Origin of the sequence: Citrobacter sp. Cf118 (genome assembly GCF_030334095.1) — a bacterium.
GTDB classification, from domain to species: Bacteria; Pseudomonadota; Gammaproteobacteria; order Enterobacterales; family Enterobacteriaceae; genus Citrobacter; species Citrobacter freundii.
The window spans coordinates 84,079-106,058 of sequence record NZ_JAOWES010000085.1 but is presented as its reverse complement, the minus strand read 5'-3'; the positions used below and the strand labels follow the sequence as shown (position 1 = coordinate 106,058).

Here is a 21,980-nt window from a genome sequence, read left to right as displayed (position 1 = left end):
CCAAAATGTCATTACCTATGTTGCAGGTTGCGCTGGATAACCAATCAATGTCTTCCGCGTATGAAACGACGCGTCTGATTGCCGAAGAGGTCGATATCATTGAGGTGGGCACTATTCTTTGTGTGGCAGAGGGCGTGCGCGCCGTTCGCGATCTGAAAGCGCTTTACCCACATAAAATTGTACTGGCGGACGCCAAAATTGCCGATGCGGGAAAAATCCTCTCCCGCATGTGTTTCGAAGCCAACGCTGACTGGGTTACCGTCATCGGCTGTGCCGATATCAACACCACCAAGGGTGCGCTGGAGGTGGCGAAAGAATTTAACGGTGATGTACAGATTGAACTGACTGGTTACTGGACCTGGGAGCAGGCGCAAGAGTGGCGTGACGCAGGGATTGGGCAAGTTGTATATCACCGCAGTCGTGATGCGCAGGCGGCGGGCGTGGCGTGGGGAGAAGCGGATATCAGCGCGATCAAGCGTCTGTCCGAGATGGGCTTTAAAGTCACCGTCACCGGCGGTCTGGCGCTGGAAGATCTGCCGCTGTTCCAGGGAATTCCGATTCACGTCTTTATTGCTGGCCGCAGTATTCGCGATGCCGCCTCTCCGGTGGAAGCGGCCCGTCAGTTCAAACGTTCTATCGCCCAACTGTGGGGATAAGGAGCGACTATGTTGTCGAAACAGGTCCCGCTCGGTATTTATGAAAAAGCACTCCCCGGCGGGGAGTGCTGGCTGGAACGCTTGCAACTGGCGAAGGAACTGGGCTTTGACTTTGTCGAAATGTCGGTTGATGAAACCGACGCTCGCCTGGCGCGTCTTGACTGGAACCGCGAGCAGCGACTGGCGCTGGTGGCCGCTATCGCCGACACTGGGATACGGGTACCGTCCATGTGCCTGAGCGCTCATCGTCGTTTTCCGCTTGGTAGTGAAGATGATGCGGTACGCGAACAGGGGCTGGAGATCATGCGTAAAGCCATTCAGTTTGCGCAGGATATCGGTATTCGCGTTATTCAACTGGCGGGTTACGACGTTTATTACCAGCAGGCCAATAACGAAACGCGTCGTCGGTTTCGCGATGGGCTGAAAGAGAGCGTAGAGATGGCGAGCCGTGCACAGGTGACGCTGGCGATGGAAATCATGGATTATCCACTGATGAATTCGATCAGTAAGGCGCTGGGATACGCCCACTATCTCAACAATCCGTGGTTCCAGCTGTATCCCGATATTGGCAATTTATCGGCGTGGGATAACGACGTGCAGATGGAGCTGCAGGCGGGAATGGGCCATATAGTTGCCGTACACGTGAAAGATACCAAACCTGGCGTATTCAAAAATGTGCCGTTTGGTGAAGGGGTTGTCGATTTTGAACGTTGTTTTGCGACGCTCAAACAGAGTGGGTATTGCGGGCCATACTTGATTGAGATGTGGAGCGAAACGTCGGACGACCCGGCACGTGAAGTGGCGAAGGCGCGCGACTGGGTGAAAGCGCGTATGGCCAGCGCGGGCCTGGTGGAGGCAGTGTAATGCAAAAACGTAAACAGCAGGTTTTTGAGGCCAACATGGATCTGCCGCGCTACGGTCTGGTGACGTTTACCTGGGGTAACGTCAGCGCCATCGACCGCGAACGCGGGCTGGTGGTGATTAAGCCCAGCGGCGTCGACTACCAAACAATGACAGTGGATGACATGGTGGTTGTGGATCTGCTCGGTAATGTGGTGGAGGGACGCTATCGTCCTTCTTCCGATACCGCCACCCATCTGGCGCTGTATCGCCGTTATTCCTCTCTCGGCGGCGTGGTGCATACCCACTCAACCCACGCGACGGCATGGGCGCAGGCAGGTCTGGCAATTCCTGCGCTCGGCACGACGCATGCTGACTACTTCTTTGGCGATATTCCCTGTACCCGGGCTTTAACTGAAGCTGAAGTTCAGGAGGAGTATGAACTTAATACCGGTAGGGTGATTATTGAAACGCTCGGGGAGGTGGAACCTTTACATACGCCTGGCGTAGTGGTGTACCAACATGGCCCGTTTGCCTGGGGCAAAGATGCTCACGACGCGGTACATAACGCTGTGGTGATGGAAGAGGTGGCAAAAATGGCATGGATTGCGCGTGGCATTAATCCGGCGCTCAGCCCCATCGACAGTTACCTGATGAATAAGCACTTCATGCGTAAGCACGGCCCAAATGCCTATTACGGCCAGAAGTAAGAAAAAACGTTCCGGAGCCAACTCTTCATGGGGATGAGATCGGTCTGGCTTCGGGATTGTTTTGCAAAAAAAGCCCCCAGTGAAGGGGGCAAGTCAAACTGTGGCAATGTTCTCGTTGGTTGTTTCTGGTGCTAGCGATAAATATCTGCACTGGCGTGCATATTTCCGTTACTACCGGGTTCCCTGGTGAGGATCACGTGATAGTAGGTTGCGCCTTGCGCATCGGTTTCTTCATTCAGGGCCTGAGTGGCTTCACTTTCAGTGGCGAAGTTATGATTTATGTAAATAACGCCTAAGCTCTGCACATCATCCATATTCCTGGCCTGATGATTGTCAATTTTGATGGCTGCCGTTGCATTTGCACTGAGCAAAAGTACAGCCAGAAGGGTCAAAACACGGGCTCGCATATGTACCTCCTCGACTGCGGTCTCTGGTTAGCTCTCTCCTGTGAGTGGATAACTTCTGATTTAATTTTAACCGCTGCCGGCGCAGTCGATAGCGACCATTTCTGATGCAGTTGTTCAAAAAATTACCGCAAAGCCATCTTTTCTTTAATTAACAATCAGCTGATGCCTTCCGCTACGGTTAAAAATACCTGCCTTACGCGCATAAGCTCTTACCAAATAGTCAATTTAATCGGGTGAGTACGCCGTTTATAGTGAGCCAGATAATTAATATAACTTTATGATAATTAGGCAAAAACTTATGGATACTTCATTCATGGATTTCAGCTATTTCGTGATTATGTTTATGGTCGCGCTGGTGGCTGGCTTTATTAACGTGGTGTCGGGCGGCGGTGGTTTTCTCTCTATTGGCGCTCTCTTAATTTCTGGTTTACCCCCGGCTAATGCGCTGGCAACCAATAAAATTCAGGCACTGGGTAGCTCGCTAACCTCCGGAATTTACTTTTTACGCCGGGGACATATTAATGTGCAGGAGCACAAATATGTCTTTTTATCTGCCTTTATCGGTTCTGCGATGGGCACAACGCTTATCCAGTTTATTGAACCGGACGTGTTGAAGAAACTGCTGCCGATCCTGATTATCGCGGTCGCTATCTACTTTATTTCTGCGCCTAATCTTAGCGAACCGAAAAGGAAGCAGCAGGTGTCCCTGTTTCTCTTCTCGTTGATCTGCGGGGGAGGTATTGGGTTTTATGATGGTTTTCTCGGTGCCGGGGCCGGTTCCTTTTATACGCTCTGCTATATCCTGCTGTGGGGGTACAGTATCGATAAAGCGCAAATCCACTCGAATTTTATTAACCTGGCGTCGAACATTGCCTCGATTCTGTTCTTCATTTTCGGCGGTAAAATGATCTGGTCGCTGGGGCTGGTGATGTTTGCCGGACAATCCCTTGGCGCACGTCTGGGTGCGACAGTTGTACTGACGCGCGGCAAGAAAGTCATCCGACCCATGATTGTCATCGTCTCTATTTGTATCAGCGTCAAAATGCTGCTGGATATGTATTAATGGCGACATGATAAATAATCGTACAAGCACCTTGAGTTTAACTGCTGACCCCAGTATTATAACGCGTCATTTTTCAGCCGACCTTTAACACGTTCCTTGCCTCCATGGGCCTCGGCTGACCCAGACAGGAGGCTGAATAATCCGTAAGGAGCAATTCGATGCGTCATTACGAAATCGTTTTTATGGTCCATCCTGACCAGAGCGAACAGGTTCCGGGTATGATCGAACGCTACACTGCTGCCATCACTGGTGCAGAAGGCACGATCCACCGTCTGGAAGACTGGGGCCGCCGTCAGCTGGCTTACCCGATCAACAAACTGCACAAAGCTCACTACGTTCTGATGAACGTTGAAGCGCCGCAGGAAGTGATCGATGAGCTGGAAACTACCTTCCGCTTCAACGATGCCGTTATCCGCAGCATGGTTATGCGTACTAAACACGCTGTTACCGAAGCATCTCCGATGGTTAAAGCGAAAGACGAGCGCCGTGAGCGTCGCGATGATTTCGCTAACGAAACCGCAGATGATGCTGAAGCTGGGGATTCTGAAGAGTAATTTCTGATGACCAACCGTCTGGCGTTGTCCGGCACCGTGTGCAGGGCTCCCCTTCGAAAGGTCAGTCCATCAGGAATTCCTCATTGCCAGTTCGTGCTTGAGCATCGTTCTGTGCAGGAGGAAGCCGGGTTTCACCGGCAGGCGTGGTGCCAAATGCCCGTTATTATTAGCGGACACGAAAACCAGGCCATTACTCACAGTATAACGGTCGGTAGCGCAGTGACCGTTCAGGGGTTCATCTCTTGCCACAAGGCAAAGAACGGCCTGAGCAAAATGGTTCTGCATGCCGAGCAGATTGAATTGATAGATTCTGGAGACTAGCCATATGGCACGTTATTTCCGTCGTCGCAAGTTCTGCCGTTTCACCGCGGAAGGCGTTCAAGAGATCGACTATAAAGATATCGCTACGCTGAAAAACTACATCACCGAAAGCGGTAAGATTGTCCCAAGCCGTATCACCGGTACCCGTGCAAAATACCAGCGTCAGCTGGCTCGCGCTATCAAACGCGCTCGCTACCTGTCTCTGCTGCCGTACACTGATCGTCATCAGTAATCGGTCACGGTCCATTAATACGACTTTGAGAGGATAAGGTAATGCAAGTTATTCTGCTTGATAAAGTAGCAAACCTGGGTAGCCTGGGTGATCAGGTTAACGTTAAAGCGGGCTATGCTCGTAACTTCCTGGTACCACAGGGTAAAGCTGTTCCTGCTACCAAGAAAAACGTTGAATTTTTCGAAGCGCGTCGCGCTGAGCTGGAAGCTAAACTGGCTGACGTTCTGTCCGCTGCTGAAGCTCGTGCTGAGAAAATCAACGCACTGGAAACCGTAACCATCGCGTCTAAAGCTGGCGACGAAGGTAAACTGTTCGGTTCCATCGGTACTCGCGACATCGCTGACGCTGTAACTGCAGCTGGCGTTGAAGTAGCTAAGAGCGAAGTTCGTCTGCCGAACGGCGTTCTGCGTACCACTGGTGAGCACGAAGTGAGCTTCCAGGTTCACAGCGAAGTGTTTGCTAAGCTGACTGTAAACGTAGTTGCAGAATAAGTTTTTATTCTGATGACCGCGTAAAAGCGCCGGCCCTGTGCCGGCGTTTTGCTTTTCTGTTCCCCCGCTTTTCTCTCTGGCTATTCTTTATCCTTTTCGGGATAATCACAAAAATAAAACATTATTTCAAAGTGGTGATGGAATGGAACCAACGCACCAACCTCTGTTTGCGCGTAAAAATGTTGTCTATCTGAGTGCGGCGTTCTGCTGCCTGCTGTGGGGGAGCGCCTATCCGGCGATCAAAAGCGGATATGAGATCTTCCAGATTGCCACGGATGACATTCCCTCAAAGATTGTCTTTGCCGGATATCGCTTTCTGTTTGCGGGAATATTGCTGCTACTGTTGGCGCTGGCACAGCGAAAACCGATTGGCCGGTTAAGCCCGCGTCAGTATGGCCAACTCACGCTGTTGGGGCTGACACAAACCTCGCTGCAATACATCTTCTTCTATATCGGCCTGGCGTTCACGACGGGGGTGAAAGGGTCCATTATGAATGCGACCGGGACCTTCTTCAGCGTGCTACTGGCCCATTTTATCTACCATAATGACAAACTGAGCTACAACAAAGCGCTGGGCTGTATCCTCGGCTTTGCTGGGGTGATGGTAGTGAACTTTAGCAGCGGAATGGATTTTAGTTTCAGCCTGTTAGGAGACGGTTCAGTAGTGATGGCGGCCTTTATTCTTTCTGCTGCCACGCTATATGGAAAACGTATTTCTCAGACGGTGGATCCGACGGTAATGACAGGGTACCAGTTGGGCGGTGGCGGTCTGGCGTTGGTTATCGGTGGCTACGCTTTTGGCGGCACGCTGACCGTACACGGTGCGTCTTCGGTGGCAATTCTGGGCTACCTGACGTTACTCTCTTCTGTCGCCTTTGCCTTGTGGAGTATTCTGCTCAAGCATAATCGTGTGGGAATGATTGCGCCGTTTAACTTCCTGATCCCGGTTTCGGGGGCGCTGCTGTCGGCGATATTCCTCGGCGAAAACATTCTCGAATGGAAATACGCACTGGCGCTGGTGCTGGTCTGTTCGGGGATCTGGTGGGTGAATAAGGTGAAGCGCTGACGCTTCACCTTGATGCCTGATGGCGTCGCTTAACGGGCGCGAATAAAACTGCCGTTTGGCTGGCGGGTAAACAGAACCTGCTGGCCATTCCCGGTATCAATGGTTAATCCCGTCACCACGCCATTGGCATTCTGCCTGATCTGCACCATCTGACCGTCTTTCAGGTTGCTTAGCGGTTTTCCCGCGCCTTCAACCTGCGCCATTGCATACACATCGGTTGGCGGGAGGTTATGGTCACGGAAGACCTGGGCCAGCGTTTTGCCCGAGTCTACGCGATAAGAGCGCCACTGTTGCTCAATTCCGCTATCCTGTTGGAAAGGTTGCGTCTGCGGCTGAGATTGCTGAGCCTGCGGCTGCGCATCAGGTTCTCCTTCCTGGATTGGCTCTGGAGCAACCGGAGCGACCTGGCCGGGATCGTTTTGCGGGGTGACTAACTGTGCCTGTAGCTGAGCCTCAGTTGGTGGCTGCGACTGTGACTGTAAATCCAGCTGGGCAGTACGCGTCACCACAGGGGCATCGCTGGTGTCACTGGAAGGAAGCAGGAAACCTATCACCAGCACGATAGCAGCAATAATAATGCCGCGGCGGTGCATAGGCGGTAGCGGATCCATAATGCGAAAATTGTCCGGTGCATGCCAGATTTTCGCCAGGGTTGGTTTTAATTCAAAGCGCCCGGGCATGGCTTTCCTCCTGCTCCGCGTCTCGTTCCTCGATCATAGAGTATAGATGGCTAACGCTATGATGTTCGTCATATTACCCGCTTTCGTGACGTCAACGCGGGATATTCCTATTGTTTATGTTTCCTCGCGATTTGTCATCTGTTCCCGAGACAAAGTTTTACCGGATGCGGCATGGCTGATATGCTGCCCGCTACTTTACATCCGATGAAAGGAAATATGATGGCTAACCCGACTTTTGACACTATCGAAGCGCAAGCAAGCTACGGCATTGGTTTGCAGGTAGGACAACAGCTGAGCGAATCCGGACTGGAAGGACTGTTGCCTGAAGCGCTGGTAGCGGGTATCGCTGACGCGCTGGAAGGTAAGCACCCGGCAGTACCGGTTGATGTTGTGCATCGCGCGCTGCGTGAAATCCATGAACGCGCTGATGCAGTACGTCGCGAACGCTTCCAGGCTATGGCGGCTGATGGCGTCAAATATCTGGAAGAAAACCGTGAGAAAGAGGGTGTGAACAGCACTGAATCCGGTTTGCAGTTCCGTGTTCTGACTCAGGGCGAAGGGGCTATTCCGGCGCGTACTGACCGCGTTCGCGTGCATTATACCGGTAAACTGATCGACGGTACCGTGTTTGACAGCTCTGTCGCACGTGGCGAACCGGCTGAATTCCCGGTTAACGGCGTAATCCCTGGCTGGATTGAAGCACTGACCCTGATGCCGGTAGGTTCGAAATGGGAACTGACTATTCCTCAGGAACTGGCTTACGGCGAGCGTGGTGCTGGCGCGTCCATTCCTCCGTTCAGCACGCTGGTGTTCGACGTTGAGCTGCTTGAGATCCTGTAAGCAGTGACTTCTGTTCCCCCCGAGGCTGGGGGGAACAAAAAAATAGCGTGAAAAGCTATAGTTACGTCGTTGTCGATATTTTATCTTGCAAATGCCGCATCAGCGTGTATTTTTGTGAGCTGATTCGCGCTATCAGAGTGATATGACACTCACTTTAAACATTAAATTAACATTATATCTAAATCTTAGTATTCATCCCGCCAATTCTTACCTAATATCGATGAGTCCTGATAACAGGATCGTCGTATCATAGACACACTAAAGGCCGTAGAGCCCGAACAACACAGACAGGTACAGGAAGAAAAAACATGGTAGATCAGGTAAAAGTCGACACCGCTGAAGAGGCGTCGTCTGAACAGTCGCTACGGCGCAATCTCACAAACCGTCATATTCAACTTATTGCTATTGGTGGTGCTATCGGTACTGGCCTGTTTATGGGCTCCGGTAAAACCATCAGTCTCGCCGGACCGTCGATCATCTTTGTATATATGATCATCGGTTTTATGCTGTTTTTCGTGATGCGGGCAATGGGTGAATTGCTGCTCTCGAATCTGGAGTACAAATCGTTTAGTGATTTCGCCTCCGACCTGCTCGGGCCGTGGGCCGGGTATTTTACCGGCTGGACCTACTGGTTCTGCTGGGTCGTTACTGGGATGGCAGACGTTGTCGCGATTACCGCGTATGCGCAATTCTGGTTCCCCGAACTGTCAGACTGGGTCGCCTCGCTGGCGGTGATTGTGCTGCTGCTGAGCCTCAACCTCGCCACCGTAAAAATGTTCGGTGAGATGGAGTTCTGGTTTGCGATGATCAAAATCGTCGCCATCATCGGCCTGATTGTCGTCGGTCTGGTGATGGTGCTGACGCACTTCCAGTCGCCAACCGGCGTTCAGGCATCGTTCACGCATCTGTGGAATGACGGTGGCTGGTTCCCGAAAGGTCTGAGCGGCTTCTTTGCCGGCTTCCAGATAGCGGTGTTCGCGTTTGTGGGTATTGAGCTGGTGGGAACGACCGCTGCGGAAACCAAGGATCCTGAGAAATCTCTGCCGCGCGCCATTAACTCGATTCCAATCCGTATTATCATGTTCTACGTGTTCGCGCTGATCGTGATTATGTCCGTAACGCCGTGGAGCTCGGTAGTACCAACCAAGAGCCCATTCGTTGAACTGTTTGTGCTGGTTGGTCTGCCTGCTGCGGCGAGCCTGATCAACTTTGTGGTTCTGACTTCAGCTGCCTCTTCCGCAAACAGCGGCGTGTTCTCTACCAGCCGTATGCTGTTCGGCCTGGCGCAGGAAGGCGTTGCACCGAAAGCATTTGCCAAGCTGTCTAAACGCGCAGTTCCGGCGAAGGGGTTAACCTTCTCCTGTATCTGTCTGTTGGGCGGCGTGGTGATGCTGTACGTGAACCCGAGCGTGATTGGCGCGTTCACCATGATCACCACCGTGTCGGCGATTCTGTTCATGTTCGTCTGGACCATCATTCTTTGCTCGTACCTGGTGTACCGCAAGCAACGTCCTCACCTGCATGAAAAATCAATCTACAAGATGCCGTTAGGCAAGCTGATGTGCTGGGTATGTATGGCGTTCTTCGTCTTCGTACTGGTACTGCTGACGCTGGAAGATGATACTCGTCAGGCGTTGATGGTGACGCCGCTGTGGTTCATCGCGTTGGGTCTGGGCTGGTTGTTTATCGGTAAGAAACGTATGGCGGGTATGCGTTAAGCGTTGTCATATCGGACACAAAAAAGGCCACATAAGTAGTGGCCGAATTCGGACTTCAGGAAGGCGCTCTCGGGCGCCTTTTTTTATTCACCTGCGAGGGCACGCGGGAACAACACATTGTTTTCCAGGCTGATGTGTTCCATCAGGTCATCGATCATTTCGTTAATGCCGTTATACATGGCTTTCCAGGTGGTGCAGGCTTCTGGCGGCGGCGTCACGTTGTGGGTGATGTGTTTGATCACTTCCACCAGTTCACCCGCATCGTCATGTTCGCTTTCCATCACGCTGATTGGCCCCATCGCCTGGCTACCCATGCCCTGTTTGATCATCGGGAACAGGATCTGCTCTTCTTTCATCATGTGGCTGGACAGCTCTTCATGCAGCATGGTCAGGTTTTTCGCCAGACCGCGCGGTACGTTCGGTTTGTCTGCGTGAACGCGTTCAACTTTTGTGGCCTGCAGGATCAGCTCCGGCAGCTGTTCGCGGTGTCTGTCGTGATAACGCACGATGATATGGTCGATGATTTCAGCCAGAGCCACGGTACGCCAGTCTTTCTCCAGCGGCTGTTCAGCCAGCTGCGCGAGCTGCGCCTCAATAACGTCTAAATCCAGCTCTTTACGCGCGGCAGCGCGTGCCAGCGTTTGCTTACCGCCGCAGCAGTAATCCATATCGTATTTACGAAACAGGGCCGAAGCGCGAGGAATAGAGAGCGCCAGTTCACCTAAAGGTTGATCGCGATAAGACATTGCCGTTACCTCATTCTCAATAATATAAGATGTATTTTAAATGCAACTTATTGCGAAGGATATAACCCTTTCGGGGTGGGGTGATTTGTGATGAACGTCACGAAAATTTCTAATTTCGTTAAGGTGCTGAATCTTATTGGAAAGGTGAGGGGCGGCGAAAAAAGCGGCACGACAGGATTAAATAAGCGCACGCCGCTGCCGATAGTTAGACCTCAGACAATACCTGCATAATAAAAAGGCTACAGATGTTCAAACGAATCAAAGTGATAACCTTACTTATCACCGTGTTACTCGCCCTGGGCGCAATGCAGCTCATCTCCGCGGGCGTTTTTATTGGCGCACTCAATAACGATAAGCAGAACTTTAACGTGTCTCAACTTTCCAGCCAGAACGTGGCCGAGTTTACCGATGCGTGGATTAGCCTGAACCAGGCTCGCGTCACGCTCAACCGGGGCATGCTGCGTTTACAGGGAACGATGGCCAGCGAGATTAACGGCGGTCAGTTGAAGGAGCTGGTGAACACGGCAAATCGCCTGTTGGCCGAATCGAAAGAGCATTACGATAAATACTACGCTCTACCGGAAACGCCGGGGCTGGATGAGCATCTGGCCGATCGACTGGAAGAACAGTACGGCATCTATTCTGCGACGCTGGCAAAAATGAACGCGCTGCTGGCTGAAGGAAAGCTGGAAGAGATGTTCAAGCAGAATGCCGAGCAAAAGCAAACGGCCATGCAGGAAGTTTATCGGGAATGGCGTAGCGCGCAAACGGCGCTGGCCACTGCCGGAGTGCAGGACAATGAGAGTGACTACCAGAAGATAATCTGGCTGCTGTCCGCGGTGATGCTGATTGTCGTCACCGTGATTATCGCCAGTTGGCTGGCAATGCAGCGAGTTCTGCTCAAGCCGCTCCACGAGGTGATGGGACATATTCGCCATATTGCCGCAGGTGATTTGACGCACCGCATCAACGCCGATAGCAGTAATGAAATGGCGCTGCTGGCAGGCAACGTCCGCGACATGCAGCAGGCGCTGGCGAACACAGTCAGCGTGGTGCGTGATGGGGCTGACACCATCTATACCGGCGCGGGTGAAATTGCCGCTGGCAGTAACGATCTCTCGTCACGTACCGAACAGCAGGCCGCCTCTCTGGAGGAGACCGCAGCCAGCATGGAACAACTTACCGCAACCGTGAAACAGAATGCGGATAACGCGCGTCAGGCGACCAGCCTGGCAAAAAACGCCTCACATACGGCGCAAAAAGGCGGAACAGTGGTTGATAGCGTGGTGCGTACGATGGATGAAATCGCCACCAGTTCCAGCAAAATTGCGCAAATTACCACTGTTATCGACGGCATTGCTTTCCAGACCAACATCCTGGCGCTGAACGCGGCGGTAGAAGCGGCGCGCGCTGGCGAACAGGGGCGTGGCTTTGCTGTAGTCGCAGGTGAGGTGCGCACGCTGGCGCAGCGTAGCGCTCAGGCGGCAAAAGAAATTAAGGCGTTGATTGATGACTCAGGAAATCGGGTCAATGCCGGTACGGCGCTGGTGCATGAAGCGGGTGAGACGATGGCGGAAATTGTCAGTGCCGTCACCCAGGTAACCGATATTATGGGTGAAATTGCGTCGGCCTCTGATGAACAGAGCCGGGGTATCGATCAGGTCGGTCAGGCGGTGGCTGAGATGGATCGCGTCACGCAGCAAAACGCCTCGCTGGTGGAGGAATCCGCTTCCGCCGCAGCCGCGCTCGAAGAGCAGGCCGCACGGTTGAACCAGACGGTGGCGGTGTTTAAAGTTTAACGTCTGCTCCGGCCTACAAGATATTATCCAGTAGGCCGGATAAGCGGAGCACCATCCGGCACATTATGATTGTGAAACCACCATGACGCTGGGTTTCTGCGGCTTGGCTCTGACGGCTATCACTACCCCAACCATCAGCAGCGTAATACCGCTTACCGTCAGCAACGGTGGAAATTCCTGGCGCAGTATAAAGGTGTACAGCAGGCCAGCCAGCGTTTCGAAGACAATCAACGGGCCGAGGATCACCGTCGGCAGCTTCTGGCTGGCGACGTTCCAGCACAGTGCGCCAACCCAAGAACACAATACCGCAATGGCTATCATCAGGCCGATAAACACGGCTGGACGCGGACCGAAGGGCAGAGCGAAGTCCGGCGTTTGCCCGTTCAGCCACAGGCAGGCGGCAATATAGCCGAGCAGAGAAACAGGCAGCGTTACCAGAGCCTGAGCCGTCGCCCACATCATCGGGTGCTTATCCGGATTCTCGCGCAGCCAGCGGGCATTACGCAGCGCATACCACGCCCAACACACCACCGAAATCAGCGCCAGTGCGATGCCAGAGCCATATCGCCAGCCGCTAAAGTCAGGGAGTCCCTGATTCAGCTCCGAGATATTCACGCACAGCAGGCCTATACCAATCAATACCAGCGCAGGCGACAAACGCCACCATGATAATTTGCCGTCACGCTGGCTGTAGAGCAGGTTAGCGAAGACCGGGATCACCACCGGCAATGTACCAATAATCATCGTGGAGACCGGTGCGCCGGTGCGCTGGATAGCGCTTGCCAGGCAAACGTAATAAATCAGATTCCCCATCATTGTTAGCGTCAGCGCAGTTACCCAGTCTTTCCGCCCGAGTTGACGCAGGCGCACACGTCCCAGCCAGGCAATCGGCAATGCGATCAGCCCCAGCGCCAGATAGCGCCCCATCGACTGCAATACCGCCGGGTATTCCGGTACGATCAGCGGTCCAACAAAAATTAATCCCCACATCAGCCCGGCCAGCAGGGCATACAACACACCGCTAATCATTTTTGATATCCACATCGCTTAACAATACGTCGAGTGTAGGCAGGAAAAATGCCGCCGTATTGTATGAGATTGCTGATCAACGCCGGACGACTTGTTTCTGATAACGCACTGGCGTGATGCCGTAGCGATGGGTAAACGCGCGGGTGAGATGCGACTGGTCGGTGAGGCCGGTTGCGGCGGCGACTTCAGCGGCGGGCATACCGCAAGTGAGAAAACCTTTGGCTCGCCACAGGCGGATCGCCATCAACATCTGGTGCGGCGTGACGTGGAAATGAGATTTAAACTGGCGCTGAAAATGCCAGGGACTCAGCGATGCAACCCGCGCCAGCTCGTCGAGCGTGACCGGATGCATATAATTATCGTGCAGATACTCGCGTACTCGTTCAAAGCGATGCGCCCCCTCCGGCAATACCGGTGCATGGCGGGCCAGCGGCTGGAACGTGTCGATCAGATCGAGCAATAGTCCTTTTTGCGCCAGCGGATCTTCCGTGTTCCACAGGCCGTGGATCAGCGAGCAGATCTGGCGCGAGCGCAGCGGATCGTGACGCGTTACGTCATGAAACCACCAGTGGCGGATCCCAGTGACCTCTTCCAGAAGATCGGGCTCAAGATAAATCATCCGATAGCGCCAGCCATCGGCGGTTTCGGCCTCGCCGGTATGCAGCTCATCGGGATTCATGGTGACGACGGAATGGGCGGGGGCCACGTACTGCGTGCCGCGATAACGAAAACGTTCGGCTCCGGCTTCTATCGCGCCAATGCCGAACGCTTCATGGGTGTGCGGCTCAAAGGCGTAACGTGAGATGTGCGCATGATACAGCTCTACGCCCGGCACCTGCGCCAGATGGCGAAAGCGGGCGCTGTCTTTCTCATCAATAAACTGCTCAGGTACACCTTGCACGTTTTCTCTCCCCACGCATCATCCTGTCATTATCAGAGAGGATGCGCGGGGATGCCACCACAATTAACTAATTTTTAACACTTACACGATGCCTTTGACGCTGTCAGCCAGCGAGGTGGTCGGGCGACCAATCAGTTTGCTTAGCGTATGGCTGTCGTCGAACAGACCGCCTTTGGAGGCGCCAGTGTCTGAGTCAGCCAGCATGTCCGCCAGTCCGGCAGGCAGACCTACACCTTTTAGCGCGGCGGCAAAATCAGCTTCGCTCAGGTTCTGATACACCACTTTTTTACCACTCTGTTTTGCCAGCTCGGCAGCCAACTGGCTCAGGGTCCAGCCTGCGTCGCCCGCCAGCTCATAGGTTTTACCGGCGTGACCGTCTTCACTGATGACACGCGCGGCGGCAGCGGCATAGTCGGCGCGGGTCGCTGAGGCAATTTTGCCTTCACCTGCAGCCCCGATAAACACGCCATGTTCCAGAGCAGCCGGTGCGCTGGCGAGATAGTTTTCGGTGTACCAGCCGTTACGCAGTAGCGCGTAGGCGATACCGGATTCAGCCAGCATCTGCTCGGTTGCCACATGCTCATCAGCCAGCCCCAGCGGGGAGGTGTCAGCGTGCAGCAGGCTGGTGTAGGCGATAAATTTCACGTGAGCGGCTTTCGCTGCGTTAATCACGTTGCGATGCTGCGGGGCACGTTGTCCCACTTCGCTGGAGGAGATCAGCAGTAGCTTGTCGATACCCTGTAAGGCAGTTGTAAAGGCGGCTTCATCGCTGTAATCCGCCTGACGAACGGTAATGCCCTGCTGACTAAGCGCCGTCGCTTTAGCGGGATTACGCACGATTGCCACAATCTGGCTGGCAGGAACGGTTTTCAACAGAGATTCAATAACGTGTTGGCCCAGTTGGCCGGTGGCGCCGGTAATCGCGATCATGGGGTGACTCCTTGGTATTGGTCTTGTGTTTAATCACGCTAACACCTAAACTTACTTTTAGTAAGTACGTACAAAAAGGTTAGTATGAAAATGACAGCTTCGACGCTCTCCCAGCAGTTACGCGATGGCAACTTGTTTGCCGAACAGTGTCCCTCCCGCGAGGTGTTAAAACACGTCACCAGCCGCTGGGGTGTATTGATTCTGGTGGCGCTGCGCGACGGTACGCACCGTTTCAGCGATTTGCGCCGTAAGATGGGCGGGGTCAGTGAAAAGATGCTGGCGCAATCTCTGCAGGCGCTGGAGCAGGACGGGTTTATCAATCGGGTGTCATATCCGGTGGTACCGCCGCACGTGGAATATAGTTTGACGCAGTTGGGTGAGCAGGTGAGCGATAAAGTCGCCGCGCTGGCGGACTGGATAGAACTGAATTTGCCGCAGGTTTTAGCGCAGCGGGAAGAGCGGGCGGCGTAAAGTATTGCCGGATGGCGGCTAACGCCTTATCCGGCCTACTGATTACTTCGACTCGTAGGCCGGATAAGACGCTATTGCGTCGCATCCGGCACGAAAATTACTTACTTAAATCCAGCTGGTAAATGGCGAAACCGATGTCATCGGTCGCGACTTTTTTCAGCGGATACTGGCCTTTCTCTTTAATAAACGCCGCGGCTTTATCAGACGGTGATGTTTCAAAGCGAATATCCAGTGGCGTATCGCTGTGAATTGGCGCCAGACGCCAGTTGTTATCTGCCGCCGGATGAATTTCACCGGCACGCTTCGTCTCCGCACCAATCCACGCGGCCAGCACCGAGCGGTTTTCATCCGGAGAAGCAAACGCGATGTGGTTGTCGCCGGTTCCGGTAAACTTACCGCCGTAGGCGCGGTAGTTGTTGGTCGCGACGAGGAAGGTAGCATTCGGATCGATTGGTTTGCCGTTAAAGGTCAGATTTTTAATACGTTCCGCTTTCGGATTAATGGTCTGACATTCCCCGTCGTAGCGGGCGGGTTGTGAAACATCAATCTGATAATTCACGCCATCAATCACGTCGAAATTATAGGTACGGAAGCCGTCCCAGTTAATCAACGACTGTGGTTTGCTGCTGTGGATATCAATCTGATTGAACTGCCCGGCGGAACATTCCAGCCACTCTTTCACCTCTTTACCGCTGGCTTTCACCACCACCAGAGTGTTGGGATAGAGATACAAATCAGCGGCGTTACGGAAGGTTAACTGGCCTTTTTCGACTTCTACAAAGCTTGCCGGATCGTTCTTACGCCCACCGACCTTAAACGGCGCGGCGGCGGAAAGTACCGGTAGTTTTGCCAGATCCGGATCGCCCTGAATAAAGTGTTCCACATAGGCTTTCTGCGCGTTGTTCACCACCTGTACGGTCGGATCATCCTGTACCAGCGCCAGATAGCTGTACATATTGTCGGCGGATTTACCGATCGGTTTGCTGACAAACTCACGCGTGGCGTCGTGATCGGCTTTCAGGATCTCAACGATTTTTTTGTCTTTTGCTGCCAGTGATTTTTTCGCTGCCGCGTCATAAATCGGACGTGCTTCGGCTTTCGCCTGGGTGACCTGCCATTTACCGCTGTCGTTATTCAGCACTAAATCCACCACCCCCAGATGATCGCCCCACATACCCGGCATCACCGCCGGAACCCCATTCAGCGTACCTTTTGTGATATCTGCACCTTTGATGTTGGCAAAGTCTTTACCAGGGAAAACGGCGTGAGCGTGACCAAACATAATGGCATCTACGCCCGGGACTTCACTGAGGTAATAAACGGAGTTTTCCGCCATGGTTTGATACGGGTCGGCAGAAAGCCCGGAGTGAGCAACTACCACCACGACATCGGCACCTTTTTCTCGCATTTCGGGAACGTATTTGCGTGCAGTTTCCGTAATGTCGTTCACCGTCACTTTACCGCTGAGGTTGGCTTTATCCCAGGTCATAATCTGCGGTGGCACAAAACCGATATAGCCAATCTTCAGCGTCTGCTTGTTCCCTTCTTTGTCGACAACCTCAGTGTCTTTGATCAGATAAGGCGTAAATAGCGGCTTTTTGGTCTTAACGTCGATGATATTGGCGTTAACGTAAGGGAACTTCGCCCCTGCCAGCGCGTTGTGCAGATACTCAAGGCCGTAGTTGAATTCATGGTTGCCGAGGTTACCCACCGCGTAATCCAGGGTATTCAGCGCCTTATATACCGGGTGAGTTTCGCCCGCTTTCAGCCCTTTGGCCGCCATGTAATCCCCGAGCGGGCTGCCCTGAATCAGATCGCCATTATCAACCAGCACGCTGTTTTTGACTTCTCCACGCGCAGCGTTGATAAGACTTGCCGTACGTACCAGACCGAATTTTTCAGTCGGTGTATCTTTGTAATAATCGAAATCCATCATATTGCTATGCAAATCAGTGGTTTCCATTATACGCAGATCGACGGTCGCGGCATTGACGCTGGCTGCAATCAGCGTTGCCAGAAGCGTTGCACTAAACTTAATCATCAGGGGCATCCTTTTAAGATCTAAGCCACAAAAGAAAATGTATATAAATCTTCTTGCTTACAGAACTGTGAATCATGACATGAATATAGCGTTTAAAACCGCAGACGCTATCACAGTTGGCGGATCCCCTGACGATCGGGTATAAGTAAAACAACGAGTTAACACCACTGACAGAAACGAGGTGGAGAATGCTAGAACATGTATGCCAGCTTGCACGGAACGCGGGCGATGCCATTATGCAGGTCTACGATGGAATCAAACCGATGGAGATTACCAGCAAGCAGGATGATTCTCCGGTCACGGCGGCGGATATCGCCGCGCACAAGGTTATCCTCGAGGGATTACTGGCGCTGACGCCGGATATTCCCGTCCTGTCTGAAGAAGCGCCTCCTGGCTGGGATGTCCGCCAGCACTGGCAGCGCTACTGGCTGGTGGACCCGCTGGACGGGACCAAAGAGTTCATTAAGCGTAACGGTGAATTTACGGTCAATATTGCGCTGATCGAAAAGGGAAAGCCGGTTCTGGGCGTGGTTTACGCGCCGGTAATGAAAGTGATGTACAGCGCAGCAGAAGGTAAAGCGTGGAAAGAAGAGTGCGGCGTACGTAAACAAATTCAGGTTCGTGACGCGCGTCCGCCGCTGGTGGTCATTAGCCGCTCGCATGCCGATAATGAGTTAAAAGAGTATCTGCAACAGTTGGGCGAGCACCAGACCACGTCGATTGGCTCATCGTTGAAGTTCTGCCTGGTGGCGGAAGGGCACGCACAGCTGTATCCGCGTTTTGGGCCCACTAACGTATGGGACACCGCCGCGGGCCACGCTGTTGCCGCCGCAGCCGGAGCGCACGTTCACGACTGGCAGGGGAAACCTCTGGATTACACCCCACGTGAATCGTTCCTCAACCCCGGCTTCCGCGTTTCTATTTACTGAGCAATTTGTGCAGCAGGGCAATTACCTGCTGCACCTCATCCTGCGTTAATGCGCCATCTTTTGCCCACTGCACGCGTCCGTCCTTATCGAGTACGACGATAGCGGAGCTCTCTTCATCCAGTTGCCAGGCTTTACGCGCAATGCCATTGCTGTCGACAATGAATTGCGACCACGGGTAGAGCTTCTTATTGCTCTCCAGACTGCTGCGCACAAACATACCGGAGCCGGGAATGGCGTCATCTGTGTTGACGATAGTGGTGGTCTGGTATTTGTCGTGCGGCAGGTTGGCGGCTTTGATTGCCTCGATCAGTGTCGCATTTTTCTCTTTGGCGGAGGTGCGTCCGGCAATGTGTTGCACAATTCGCACTTTCCCAGGCAACTGCGCGCTATTCCAGCTTTTGTAGCTAAACTTATCGTTATCGAGAATCAGTTCGCCGCGATCGGCGATCCCCACCGGTGGTACGCGTTGGTCAGTCTCAAACTTATGTGCGGAGGCAATCATCGGCAGCAGCAGAAACGACAGCGCCAACAGTTTTCGTAAGGTCATAGGTTTTCCTTCTTTCTTTTATTTTGCAGGTGATCCGACCACTTGGGTCTGGAATTTAATCATATGTGCGATTGATGCTTTTTCCCGCAAGCGCGATGCCAGTTTGCGGACGGGCGCACAAATCCTGCGAAAAATGAAGGCTTATACTGAAGACAGCGAAGCGTTGAAAAGATAATTCTGAATAATTGTAACCTGAAGGTAAATAAACTTATACACGCTGGAAACATCAACGAGATAGTCTATAGTCATAGGGCATTAAAATTTGCGCCTGAGGATTGTCGGACCGATTGTGGTACCGCAAAGGCGTAATGCTCAGCAGGAGACAACAATGAAAATTTTCCAACGATACAACCCGCTGCAGGTGGCGAAGTACGTGAAGATCCTGTTTCGTGGACGGTTATATATCAAGGATGTAGGCGCTTTTGAATTTGATAAGGGTAAGATTCTTATCCCAAAAGTGAAGGACAAGCTGCATTTTTCCGTGATGTCCGAAGTTAACCGTCAGGTCTTGCGTCTGCAAACTGAGATGGCTTGATCAAGTGCTATGCAGTAGTTAAAAAAACGGCTCCTGGACAGGAGCCGTTGATGTTTCTGTAAGGCGTTACGACGCCTTTGCCTCTTCTTTTGCATCTGGCAGTTTTGGTACCAGAACTGTAGGTTTGCTGTCCAGACGCGTCACCAGCAGCTGATCGATCTTGTAGTTATCGATATCCACCACTTCAAATTTGTAGCCAGAATACTTCACCGAGTCGGTGCGTTTCGGGATTTTACGCAGCATGAACATCATAAAGCCGCCGATGGTTTCATAGTTGCCGGACTGCGGGAACTCGTCGATATCCAGCACGCGCATAACGTCATCAATCGGCGTACCGCCATCAACCAACCATGAGTTCTCATCACGCGCCACAATCTGCTCTTCCAGACCCTGGCCAACTAAATCACCCATCAGCGTGGTCATCACGTCGTTGAGCGTGATAATCCCTACCACCAGCGCGTACTCGTTCATGATGACGGCAAAGTCTTCGCCTGCGGTTTTGAAGCTTTCCAGTGCTTCAGAGAGCGTCAGCGTGTCCGGGACGATCAGCGTATTGCGGATCTGTACGCCGCTGTTCAGCGCCATGCTTTGGTTCGCCAGTACGCGGTTGAGGAGATCCTTTGAATCGACATAACCAATGATGTGGTCGATATCTTCGTTACACACCAGGAATTTGGAGTGCGGATGTTCCGCCACCTTGTTCTTCAGGCTTTGCTCATCTTCATGGAGATCGAACCAGATAATATTCTCGCGCGAGGTCATTGAAGACGGGACGGTACGCGATTCCAGTTCGAACACATTTTCAATCAGCTCATGCTCCTGTTTGCGCAGAACACCTGCCAGCGCACCGGCTTCGACCACGGCGTAAATGTCGTCTGAGGTGATGTCATCTTTTCGCACCATTGGGATCTTAAACAGACGGAAAATGTTGTTTGCCAGACCGTTAAAGAACCACACCAGCGGGCGGAAGACCAGCAGGCAGAAGCGCATCGGGTTGATGATACGCAAAGCCACAGCTTCTGGCGCAATCATACCGATGCGTTTCGGGGTTAAATCCGCGAACAGGATGAACAGGCCAGTAACCAGCGAGAATGACAGAATAAAGCTTAACTGTTCGGACAGCTCTGGAGCGAAGTATTTTGAGAACAGGCTGTGAAAAGCCGGGGAGAATGCCGCATCACCGACGATACCGCCGAGAATGGCGACCGCGTTAAGGCCAATTTGCACGACGGTAAAAAACATGCCGGGGTTTTCCTGCATCTTCAAAACACGTTGTGCGTTTACGTTGCCTTCATCGGCAAGCAGTTTAAGTTTTATTTTGCGTGATGCAGCAAGCGAGATCTCAGATATCGAGAAAAACGCACTCACGGCGATCAGGCAGAGAATGACTAAAATACTGTTTAACATATCTTATCCGACCGTTCAGGTCAGATCCTCGGAAGGGAGAAGTTGATACTCGTCGTCTTTCAAGCTGCGGGTGCGTTAGCTGCACTCATTCACCCCAGTCACATAGTTATCTATGCTCCTGGGGATTCACGAGTTTGCCGCCTGCCTGCAACTCGAAATCCATAGAGTATAAATCCAATGGAATATTCAATGAAAACCGGTCCGAAGGGAGTGGACCGGTAATTTCAGAAGCTAGTATAGCGTAAGGTACTGTAAAGCCGCCAGAGGGCGGCGATTATCCTTGTGGCGGCAGGCAAACGCCAATCCCGCCAATGCCACAATATCCATAAGGATTTTTATGCAGATATTGCTGGTGATCGTCCTCGGCATAGTAGAAAGGCGTTGCCGTAGTGATTTCCGTGGTAATGGTGCGCTCGTCGCCTGCGGCGGTCATAGCTGCCTGAAAACGCTCAAGGCTGGCCTGTGCGGCAGCGGTTTGTTCCGGCGTTAACGGGTAAATGGCGGAGCGATACTGCGTACCCTGGTCGTTCCCCTGACGCATGCCCTGCGCCGGATCGTGATTTTCCCAGAACACCTGCAGCAGTTGTTCGTAGCTGATAACATGCGGGTCATAGACGATGCGTACCGCTTCGGCATGCCCGGTGTCGCCAGAACACACTTCCCGATAGGTTGGGTTTGGGGTGTAGCCGCCGGTGTATCCGGCTGCCGTGCTGTATACACCGGGTAATGACCAGAATAAACGCTCAACGCCCCAGAAACATCCCATGGCGAAATAAGCGGTCTCCATACCGTCGGGCACGTTGGTCATCGAATGTTGGTTAACCGCATGCAGCGTTGCCACTGGCATCGGGGTGTTGCGTCCAGGTAGCGCATCTGCTTGAGTAACAAGATGCTTTCTATCAAATAAACTCATGGCCGTTCTCCCGAAATCAGTCATTTGGGTTAAGGTTGTAACGAGACGCGTCTTTGCCCACAATAAACGGCGTGAATACGTCTAGAGTTAAACATAAGAAATATTTGGGTTGTCGTCTGTTTTTCAACTCTTATTGTTGATTTTTTGTTAAGCC

25 protein-coding genes are annotated in these 21,980 nt (G+C 52.7%); 15 read left to right on the top strand and 10 right to left on the bottom strand.

Annotation, left to right across the window (positions count from 1 at the left end):
• Positions 1-5 precede the first annotated feature (5 nt).
• Genes ulaD through OGX67_RS13670 form a run of 3 tightly spaced genes read left to right on the top strand, consistent with a single transcriptional unit; the run spans position 6 to position 2,206 of the window.
• Positions 6-656: a 3-keto-L-gulonate-6-phosphate decarboxylase UlaD gene (ulaD, locus tag OGX67_RS13680; protein ID WP_257651297.1), complete on the top strand. Its 651-nt coding sequence runs from the start codon at positions 6-8 to the stop codon at positions 654-656.
• A gap of 9 nt (positions 657-665) precedes the next feature.
• Positions 666-1,520: an L-ribulose-5-phosphate 3-epimerase gene (locus OGX67_RS13675; RefSeq protein ID WP_003839508.1), complete on the top strand. Its 855-nt coding sequence runs from the start codon at positions 666-668 to the stop codon at positions 1,518-1,520.
• Positions 1,520-2,206 carry an L-ribulose-5-phosphate 4-epimerase gene (locus OGX67_RS13670; RefSeq protein ID WP_071696493.1) on the top strand — a complete coding sequence of 229 codons (687 nt, stop codon included), beginning with the start codon at positions 1,520-1,522 and terminating at the stop codon, positions 2,204-2,206. Before OGX67_RS13675 ends, OGX67_RS13670 begins: the two co-directional genes overlap by 1 nt.
• Before the next feature lie 131 nt (positions 2,207-2,337).
• Here OGX67_RS13670 and yjfY read toward each other — a convergent pair whose 3' ends face one another.
• A complete protein-coding gene (gene yjfY / locus OGX67_RS13665; RefSeq protein ID WP_003025668.1) occupies positions 2,338-2,613 on the bottom strand; it encodes a DUF1471 family protein YjfY in 276 nt (91 codons plus the stop codon).
• A gap of 298 nt (positions 2,614-2,911) precedes the next feature.
• On the opposite strand from yjfY, the gene OGX67_RS13660 reads away from it, so the two are divergent.
• From OGX67_RS13660 to OGX67_RS13630, 6 genes are all read left to right on the top strand, one after another.
• Positions 2,912-3,676 carry a TSUP family transporter gene (locus OGX67_RS13660; protein ID WP_003025670.1) on the top strand — a complete coding sequence of 255 codons (765 nt, stop codon included), beginning with the start codon at positions 2,912-2,914 and terminating at the stop codon, positions 3,674-3,676.
• A gap of 158 nt (positions 3,677-3,834) precedes the next feature.
• On the top strand, positions 3,835-4,230 hold the full coding sequence (gene rpsF, locus OGX67_RS13650) for a 30S ribosomal protein S6 (protein WP_003025672.1): 396 nt from the start codon (positions 3,835-3,837) through the stop codon (positions 4,228-4,230).
• Between the two features lie 6 nt (positions 4,231-4,236).
• On the top strand, positions 4,237-4,551 hold the full coding sequence (gene priB, locus OGX67_RS13645; protein WP_003025674.1) for a primosomal replication protein N: 315 nt from the start codon (positions 4,237-4,239) through the stop codon (positions 4,549-4,551).
• 4 nt (positions 4,552-4,555) lie between these two features.
• Positions 4,556-4,783: a 30S ribosomal protein S18 gene (gene rpsR / locus OGX67_RS13640; protein ID WP_000135199.1), complete on the top strand. Its 228-nt coding sequence runs from the start codon at positions 4,556-4,558 to the stop codon at positions 4,781-4,783.
• A gap of 41 nt (positions 4,784-4,824) precedes the next feature.
• Positions 4,825-5,274, top strand: coding sequence for a 50S ribosomal protein L9 (gene rplI, locus OGX67_RS13635; protein ID WP_003025676.1), 450 nt, complete (start codon positions 4,825-4,827; stop codon positions 5,272-5,274).
• A 142-nt stretch (positions 5,275-5,416) separates the two neighbouring features.
• The gene (locus OGX67_RS13630; protein ID WP_200022314.1) at positions 5,417-6,340 is read left to right on the top strand and encodes a DMT family transporter; all 924 of its coding nucleotides are present in this window, start codon (positions 5,417-5,419) and stop codon (positions 6,338-6,340) included.
• Positions 6,341-6,369: 29 nt separating this feature from the next.
• On the opposite strand, the gene OGX67_RS13625 is transcribed toward OGX67_RS13630, so the two are convergent.
• A complete protein-coding gene (locus OGX67_RS13625; protein ID WP_257651296.1) occupies positions 6,370-7,020 on the bottom strand; it encodes a LysM-like peptidoglycan-binding domain-containing protein in 651 nt (216 codons plus the stop codon).
• A 219-nt stretch (positions 7,021-7,239) separates the two neighbouring features.
• On the opposite strand from OGX67_RS13625, the gene bamJ reads away from it, so the two are divergent.
• Positions 7,240-7,860 (top strand): BamJ family beta-barrel-assembly machinery protein, encoded by a 621-nt coding sequence (gene bamJ, locus OGX67_RS13620; RefSeq protein ID WP_003025685.1) that lies wholly within the window; start codon positions 7,240-7,242, stop codon positions 7,858-7,860.
• Between the two features lie 308 nt (positions 7,861-8,168).
• Positions 8,169-9,578, top strand: coding sequence for a D-serine/D-alanine/glycine transporter (cycA, locus tag OGX67_RS13615; protein WP_003025688.1), 1,410 nt, complete (start codon positions 8,169-8,171; stop codon positions 9,576-9,578).
• An 83-nt stretch (positions 9,579-9,661) separates the two neighbouring features.
• Here the strand turns inward: cycA and ytfE are convergent, their stop codons facing one another.
• A complete protein-coding gene (ytfE, locus tag OGX67_RS13610) occupies positions 9,662-10,324 on the bottom strand; it encodes an iron-sulfur cluster repair protein YtfE (protein WP_003025690.1) in 663 nt (220 codons plus the stop codon).
• A gap of 245 nt (positions 10,325-10,569) precedes the next feature.
• Here ytfE and OGX67_RS13605 point away from each other — a divergent pair, with 245 nt between their 5' ends.
• A complete protein-coding gene (locus OGX67_RS13605) occupies positions 10,570-12,123 on the top strand; it encodes a methyl-accepting chemotaxis protein (protein WP_286526650.1) in 1,554 nt (517 codons plus the stop codon).
• A 63-nt stretch (positions 12,124-12,186) separates the two neighbouring features.
• Here OGX67_RS13605 and OGX67_RS13600 read toward each other — a convergent pair whose 3' ends face one another.
• The 3 genes from OGX67_RS13600 to OGX67_RS13590 form a co-directional block, all read right to left on the bottom strand.
• Positions 12,187-13,152: a DMT family transporter gene (locus OGX67_RS13600; RefSeq protein ID WP_003025693.1), complete on the bottom strand. Its 966-nt coding sequence runs from the start codon at positions 13,150-13,152 to the stop codon at positions 12,187-12,189.
• Positions 13,153-13,228: 76 nt separating this feature from the next.
• A complete protein-coding gene (locus OGX67_RS13595; protein ID WP_003025695.1) occupies positions 13,229-14,053 on the bottom strand; it encodes an AraC family transcriptional regulator in 825 nt (274 codons plus the stop codon).
• Positions 14,054-14,134: 81 nt separating this feature from the next.
• On the bottom strand, positions 14,135-14,983 hold the full coding sequence (locus OGX67_RS13590; protein WP_003839523.1) for an SDR family oxidoreductase: 849 nt from the start codon (positions 14,981-14,983) through the stop codon (positions 14,135-14,137).
• A gap of 90 nt (positions 14,984-15,073) precedes the next feature.
• Between OGX67_RS13590 and OGX67_RS13585 the strand changes: the two genes are divergently transcribed.
• Positions 15,074-15,454, top strand: coding sequence for a winged helix-turn-helix transcriptional regulator (locus tag OGX67_RS13585; protein ID WP_003839526.1), 381 nt, complete (start codon positions 15,074-15,076; stop codon positions 15,452-15,454).
• 97 nt (positions 15,455-15,551) lie between these two features.
• Here the strand turns inward: OGX67_RS13585 and cpdB are convergent, their stop codons facing one another.
• Positions 15,552-17,495 carry a 2',3'-cyclic-nucleotide 2'-phosphodiesterase gene (gene cpdB, locus OGX67_RS13580; RefSeq protein ID WP_286526647.1) on the bottom strand — a complete coding sequence of 648 codons (1,944 nt, stop codon included), beginning with the start codon at positions 17,493-17,495 and terminating at the stop codon, positions 15,552-15,554.
• A 188-nt stretch (positions 17,496-17,683) separates the two neighbouring features.
• Between cpdB and cysQ the strand changes: the two genes are divergently transcribed.
• Positions 17,684-18,424, top strand: a complete 741-nt coding sequence (gene cysQ, locus OGX67_RS13575; RefSeq protein WP_003025705.1) for a 3'(2'),5'-bisphosphate nucleotidase CysQ — start codon at positions 17,684-17,686, stop codon at positions 18,422-18,424.
• On the opposite strand, the gene OGX67_RS13570 is transcribed toward cysQ, so the two are convergent.
• Positions 18,414-18,971, bottom strand: a complete 558-nt coding sequence (locus OGX67_RS13570; RefSeq protein WP_257651293.1) for a YtfJ family protein — start codon at positions 18,969-18,971, stop codon at positions 18,414-18,416. The genes cysQ and OGX67_RS13570 overlap by 11 nt on opposite strands.
• A 328-nt stretch (positions 18,972-19,299) precedes the next feature.
• Between OGX67_RS13570 and OGX67_RS13565 the strand changes: the two genes are divergently transcribed.
• Positions 19,300-19,506 (top strand): DUF1107 domain-containing protein, encoded by a 207-nt coding sequence (locus OGX67_RS13565; protein WP_003025710.1) that lies wholly within the window; start codon positions 19,300-19,302, stop codon positions 19,504-19,506.
• Between the two features lie 66 nt (positions 19,507-19,572).
• On the opposite strand, the gene paeA is transcribed toward OGX67_RS13565, so the two are convergent.
• Together paeA and msrA are read right to left on the bottom strand one after the other, a co-directional pair.
• Positions 19,573-20,913 carry a polyamine export protein PaeA gene (gene paeA / locus OGX67_RS13560; protein WP_048219853.1) on the bottom strand — a complete coding sequence of 447 codons (1,341 nt, stop codon included), beginning with the start codon at positions 20,911-20,913 and terminating at the stop codon, positions 19,573-19,575.
• Positions 20,914-21,187: 274 nt separating this feature from the next.
• Complete coding sequence (msrA, locus tag OGX67_RS13555; protein ID WP_003025715.1) at positions 21,188-21,826, bottom strand: peptide-methionine (S)-S-oxide reductase MsrA; 639 nt, start codon at positions 21,824-21,826, stop codon at positions 21,188-21,190.
• Positions 21,827-21,980: the final 154 nt, after the last annotated feature.

What these genes read in the sequence shown, in the direction of transcription:
- ulaD (WP_257651297.1), top strand. Translation starts at nt 6, where the DNA reads ATGTCATTACCTATGTTGCAGGTTGCGCTGGATAACCAATCAATGTCT.
- OGX67_RS13675 (WP_003839508.1), top strand. Translation starts at nt 666, where the DNA reads ATGTTGTCGAAACAGGTCCCGCTCGGTATTTATGAAAAAGCACTCCCC.
- OGX67_RS13670 (WP_071696493.1), top strand. Translation starts at nt 1,520, where the DNA reads ATGCAAAAACGTAAACAGCAGGTTTTTGAGGCCAACATGGATCTGCCG.
- yjfY (WP_003025668.1), bottom strand. Translation starts at nt 2,613, where the DNA reads ATGCGAGCCCGTGTTTTGACCCTTCTGGCTGTACTTTTGCTCAGTGCA.
- OGX67_RS13660 (WP_003025670.1), top strand. Translation starts at nt 2,912, where the DNA reads ATGGATACTTCATTCATGGATTTCAGCTATTTCGTGATTATGTTTATG.
- rpsF (WP_003025672.1), top strand. Translation starts at nt 3,835, where the DNA reads ATGCGTCATTACGAAATCGTTTTTATGGTCCATCCTGACCAGAGCGAA.
- priB (WP_003025674.1), top strand. Translation starts at nt 4,237, where the DNA reads ATGACCAACCGTCTGGCGTTGTCCGGCACCGTGTGCAGGGCTCCCCTT.
- rpsR (WP_000135199.1), top strand. Translation starts at nt 4,556, where the DNA reads ATGGCACGTTATTTCCGTCGTCGCAAGTTCTGCCGTTTCACCGCGGAA.
- rplI (WP_003025676.1), top strand. Translation starts at nt 4,825, where the DNA reads ATGCAAGTTATTCTGCTTGATAAAGTAGCAAACCTGGGTAGCCTGGGT.
- OGX67_RS13630 (WP_200022314.1), top strand. Translation starts at nt 5,417, where the DNA reads ATGGAACCAACGCACCAACCTCTGTTTGCGCGTAAAAATGTTGTCTAT.
- OGX67_RS13625 (WP_257651296.1), bottom strand. Translation starts at nt 7,020, where the DNA reads ATGCCCGGGCGCTTTGAATTAAAACCAACCCTGGCGAAAATCTGGCAT.
- bamJ (WP_003025685.1), top strand. Translation starts at nt 7,240, where the DNA reads ATGGCTAACCCGACTTTTGACACTATCGAAGCGCAAGCAAGCTACGGC.
- cycA (WP_003025688.1), top strand. Translation starts at nt 8,169, where the DNA reads ATGGTAGATCAGGTAAAAGTCGACACCGCTGAAGAGGCGTCGTCTGAA.
- ytfE (WP_003025690.1), bottom strand. Translation starts at nt 10,324, where the DNA reads ATGTCTTATCGCGATCAACCTTTAGGTGAACTGGCGCTCTCTATTCCT.
- OGX67_RS13605 (WP_286526650.1), top strand. Translation starts at nt 10,570, where the DNA reads ATGTTCAAACGAATCAAAGTGATAACCTTACTTATCACCGTGTTACTC.
- OGX67_RS13600 (WP_003025693.1), bottom strand. Translation starts at nt 13,152, where the DNA reads ATGATTAGCGGTGTGTTGTATGCCCTGCTGGCCGGGCTGATGTGGGGA.
- OGX67_RS13590 (WP_003839523.1), bottom strand. Translation starts at nt 14,983, where the DNA reads ATGATCGCGATTACCGGCGCCACCGGCCAACTGGGCCAACACGTTATT.
- OGX67_RS13585 (WP_003839526.1), top strand. Translation starts at nt 15,074, where the DNA reads ATGACAGCTTCGACGCTCTCCCAGCAGTTACGCGATGGCAACTTGTTT.
- cpdB (WP_286526647.1), bottom strand. Translation starts at nt 17,495, where the DNA reads ATGATTAAGTTTAGTGCAACGCTTCTGGCAACGCTGATTGCAGCCAGC.
- cysQ (WP_003025705.1), top strand. Translation starts at nt 17,684, where the DNA reads ATGCTAGAACATGTATGCCAGCTTGCACGGAACGCGGGCGATGCCATT.
- OGX67_RS13570 (WP_257651293.1), bottom strand. Translation starts at nt 18,971, where the DNA reads ATGACCTTACGAAAACTGTTGGCGCTGTCGTTTCTGCTGCTGCCGATG.
- OGX67_RS13565 (WP_003025710.1), top strand. Translation starts at nt 19,300, where the DNA reads ATGAAAATTTTCCAACGATACAACCCGCTGCAGGTGGCGAAGTACGTG.
- paeA (WP_048219853.1), bottom strand. Translation starts at nt 20,913, where the DNA reads ATGTTAAACAGTATTTTAGTCATTCTCTGCCTGATCGCCGTGAGTGCG.
- msrA (WP_003025715.1), bottom strand. Translation starts at nt 21,826, where the DNA reads ATGAGTTTATTTGATAGAAAGCATCTTGTTACTCAAGCAGATGCGCTA.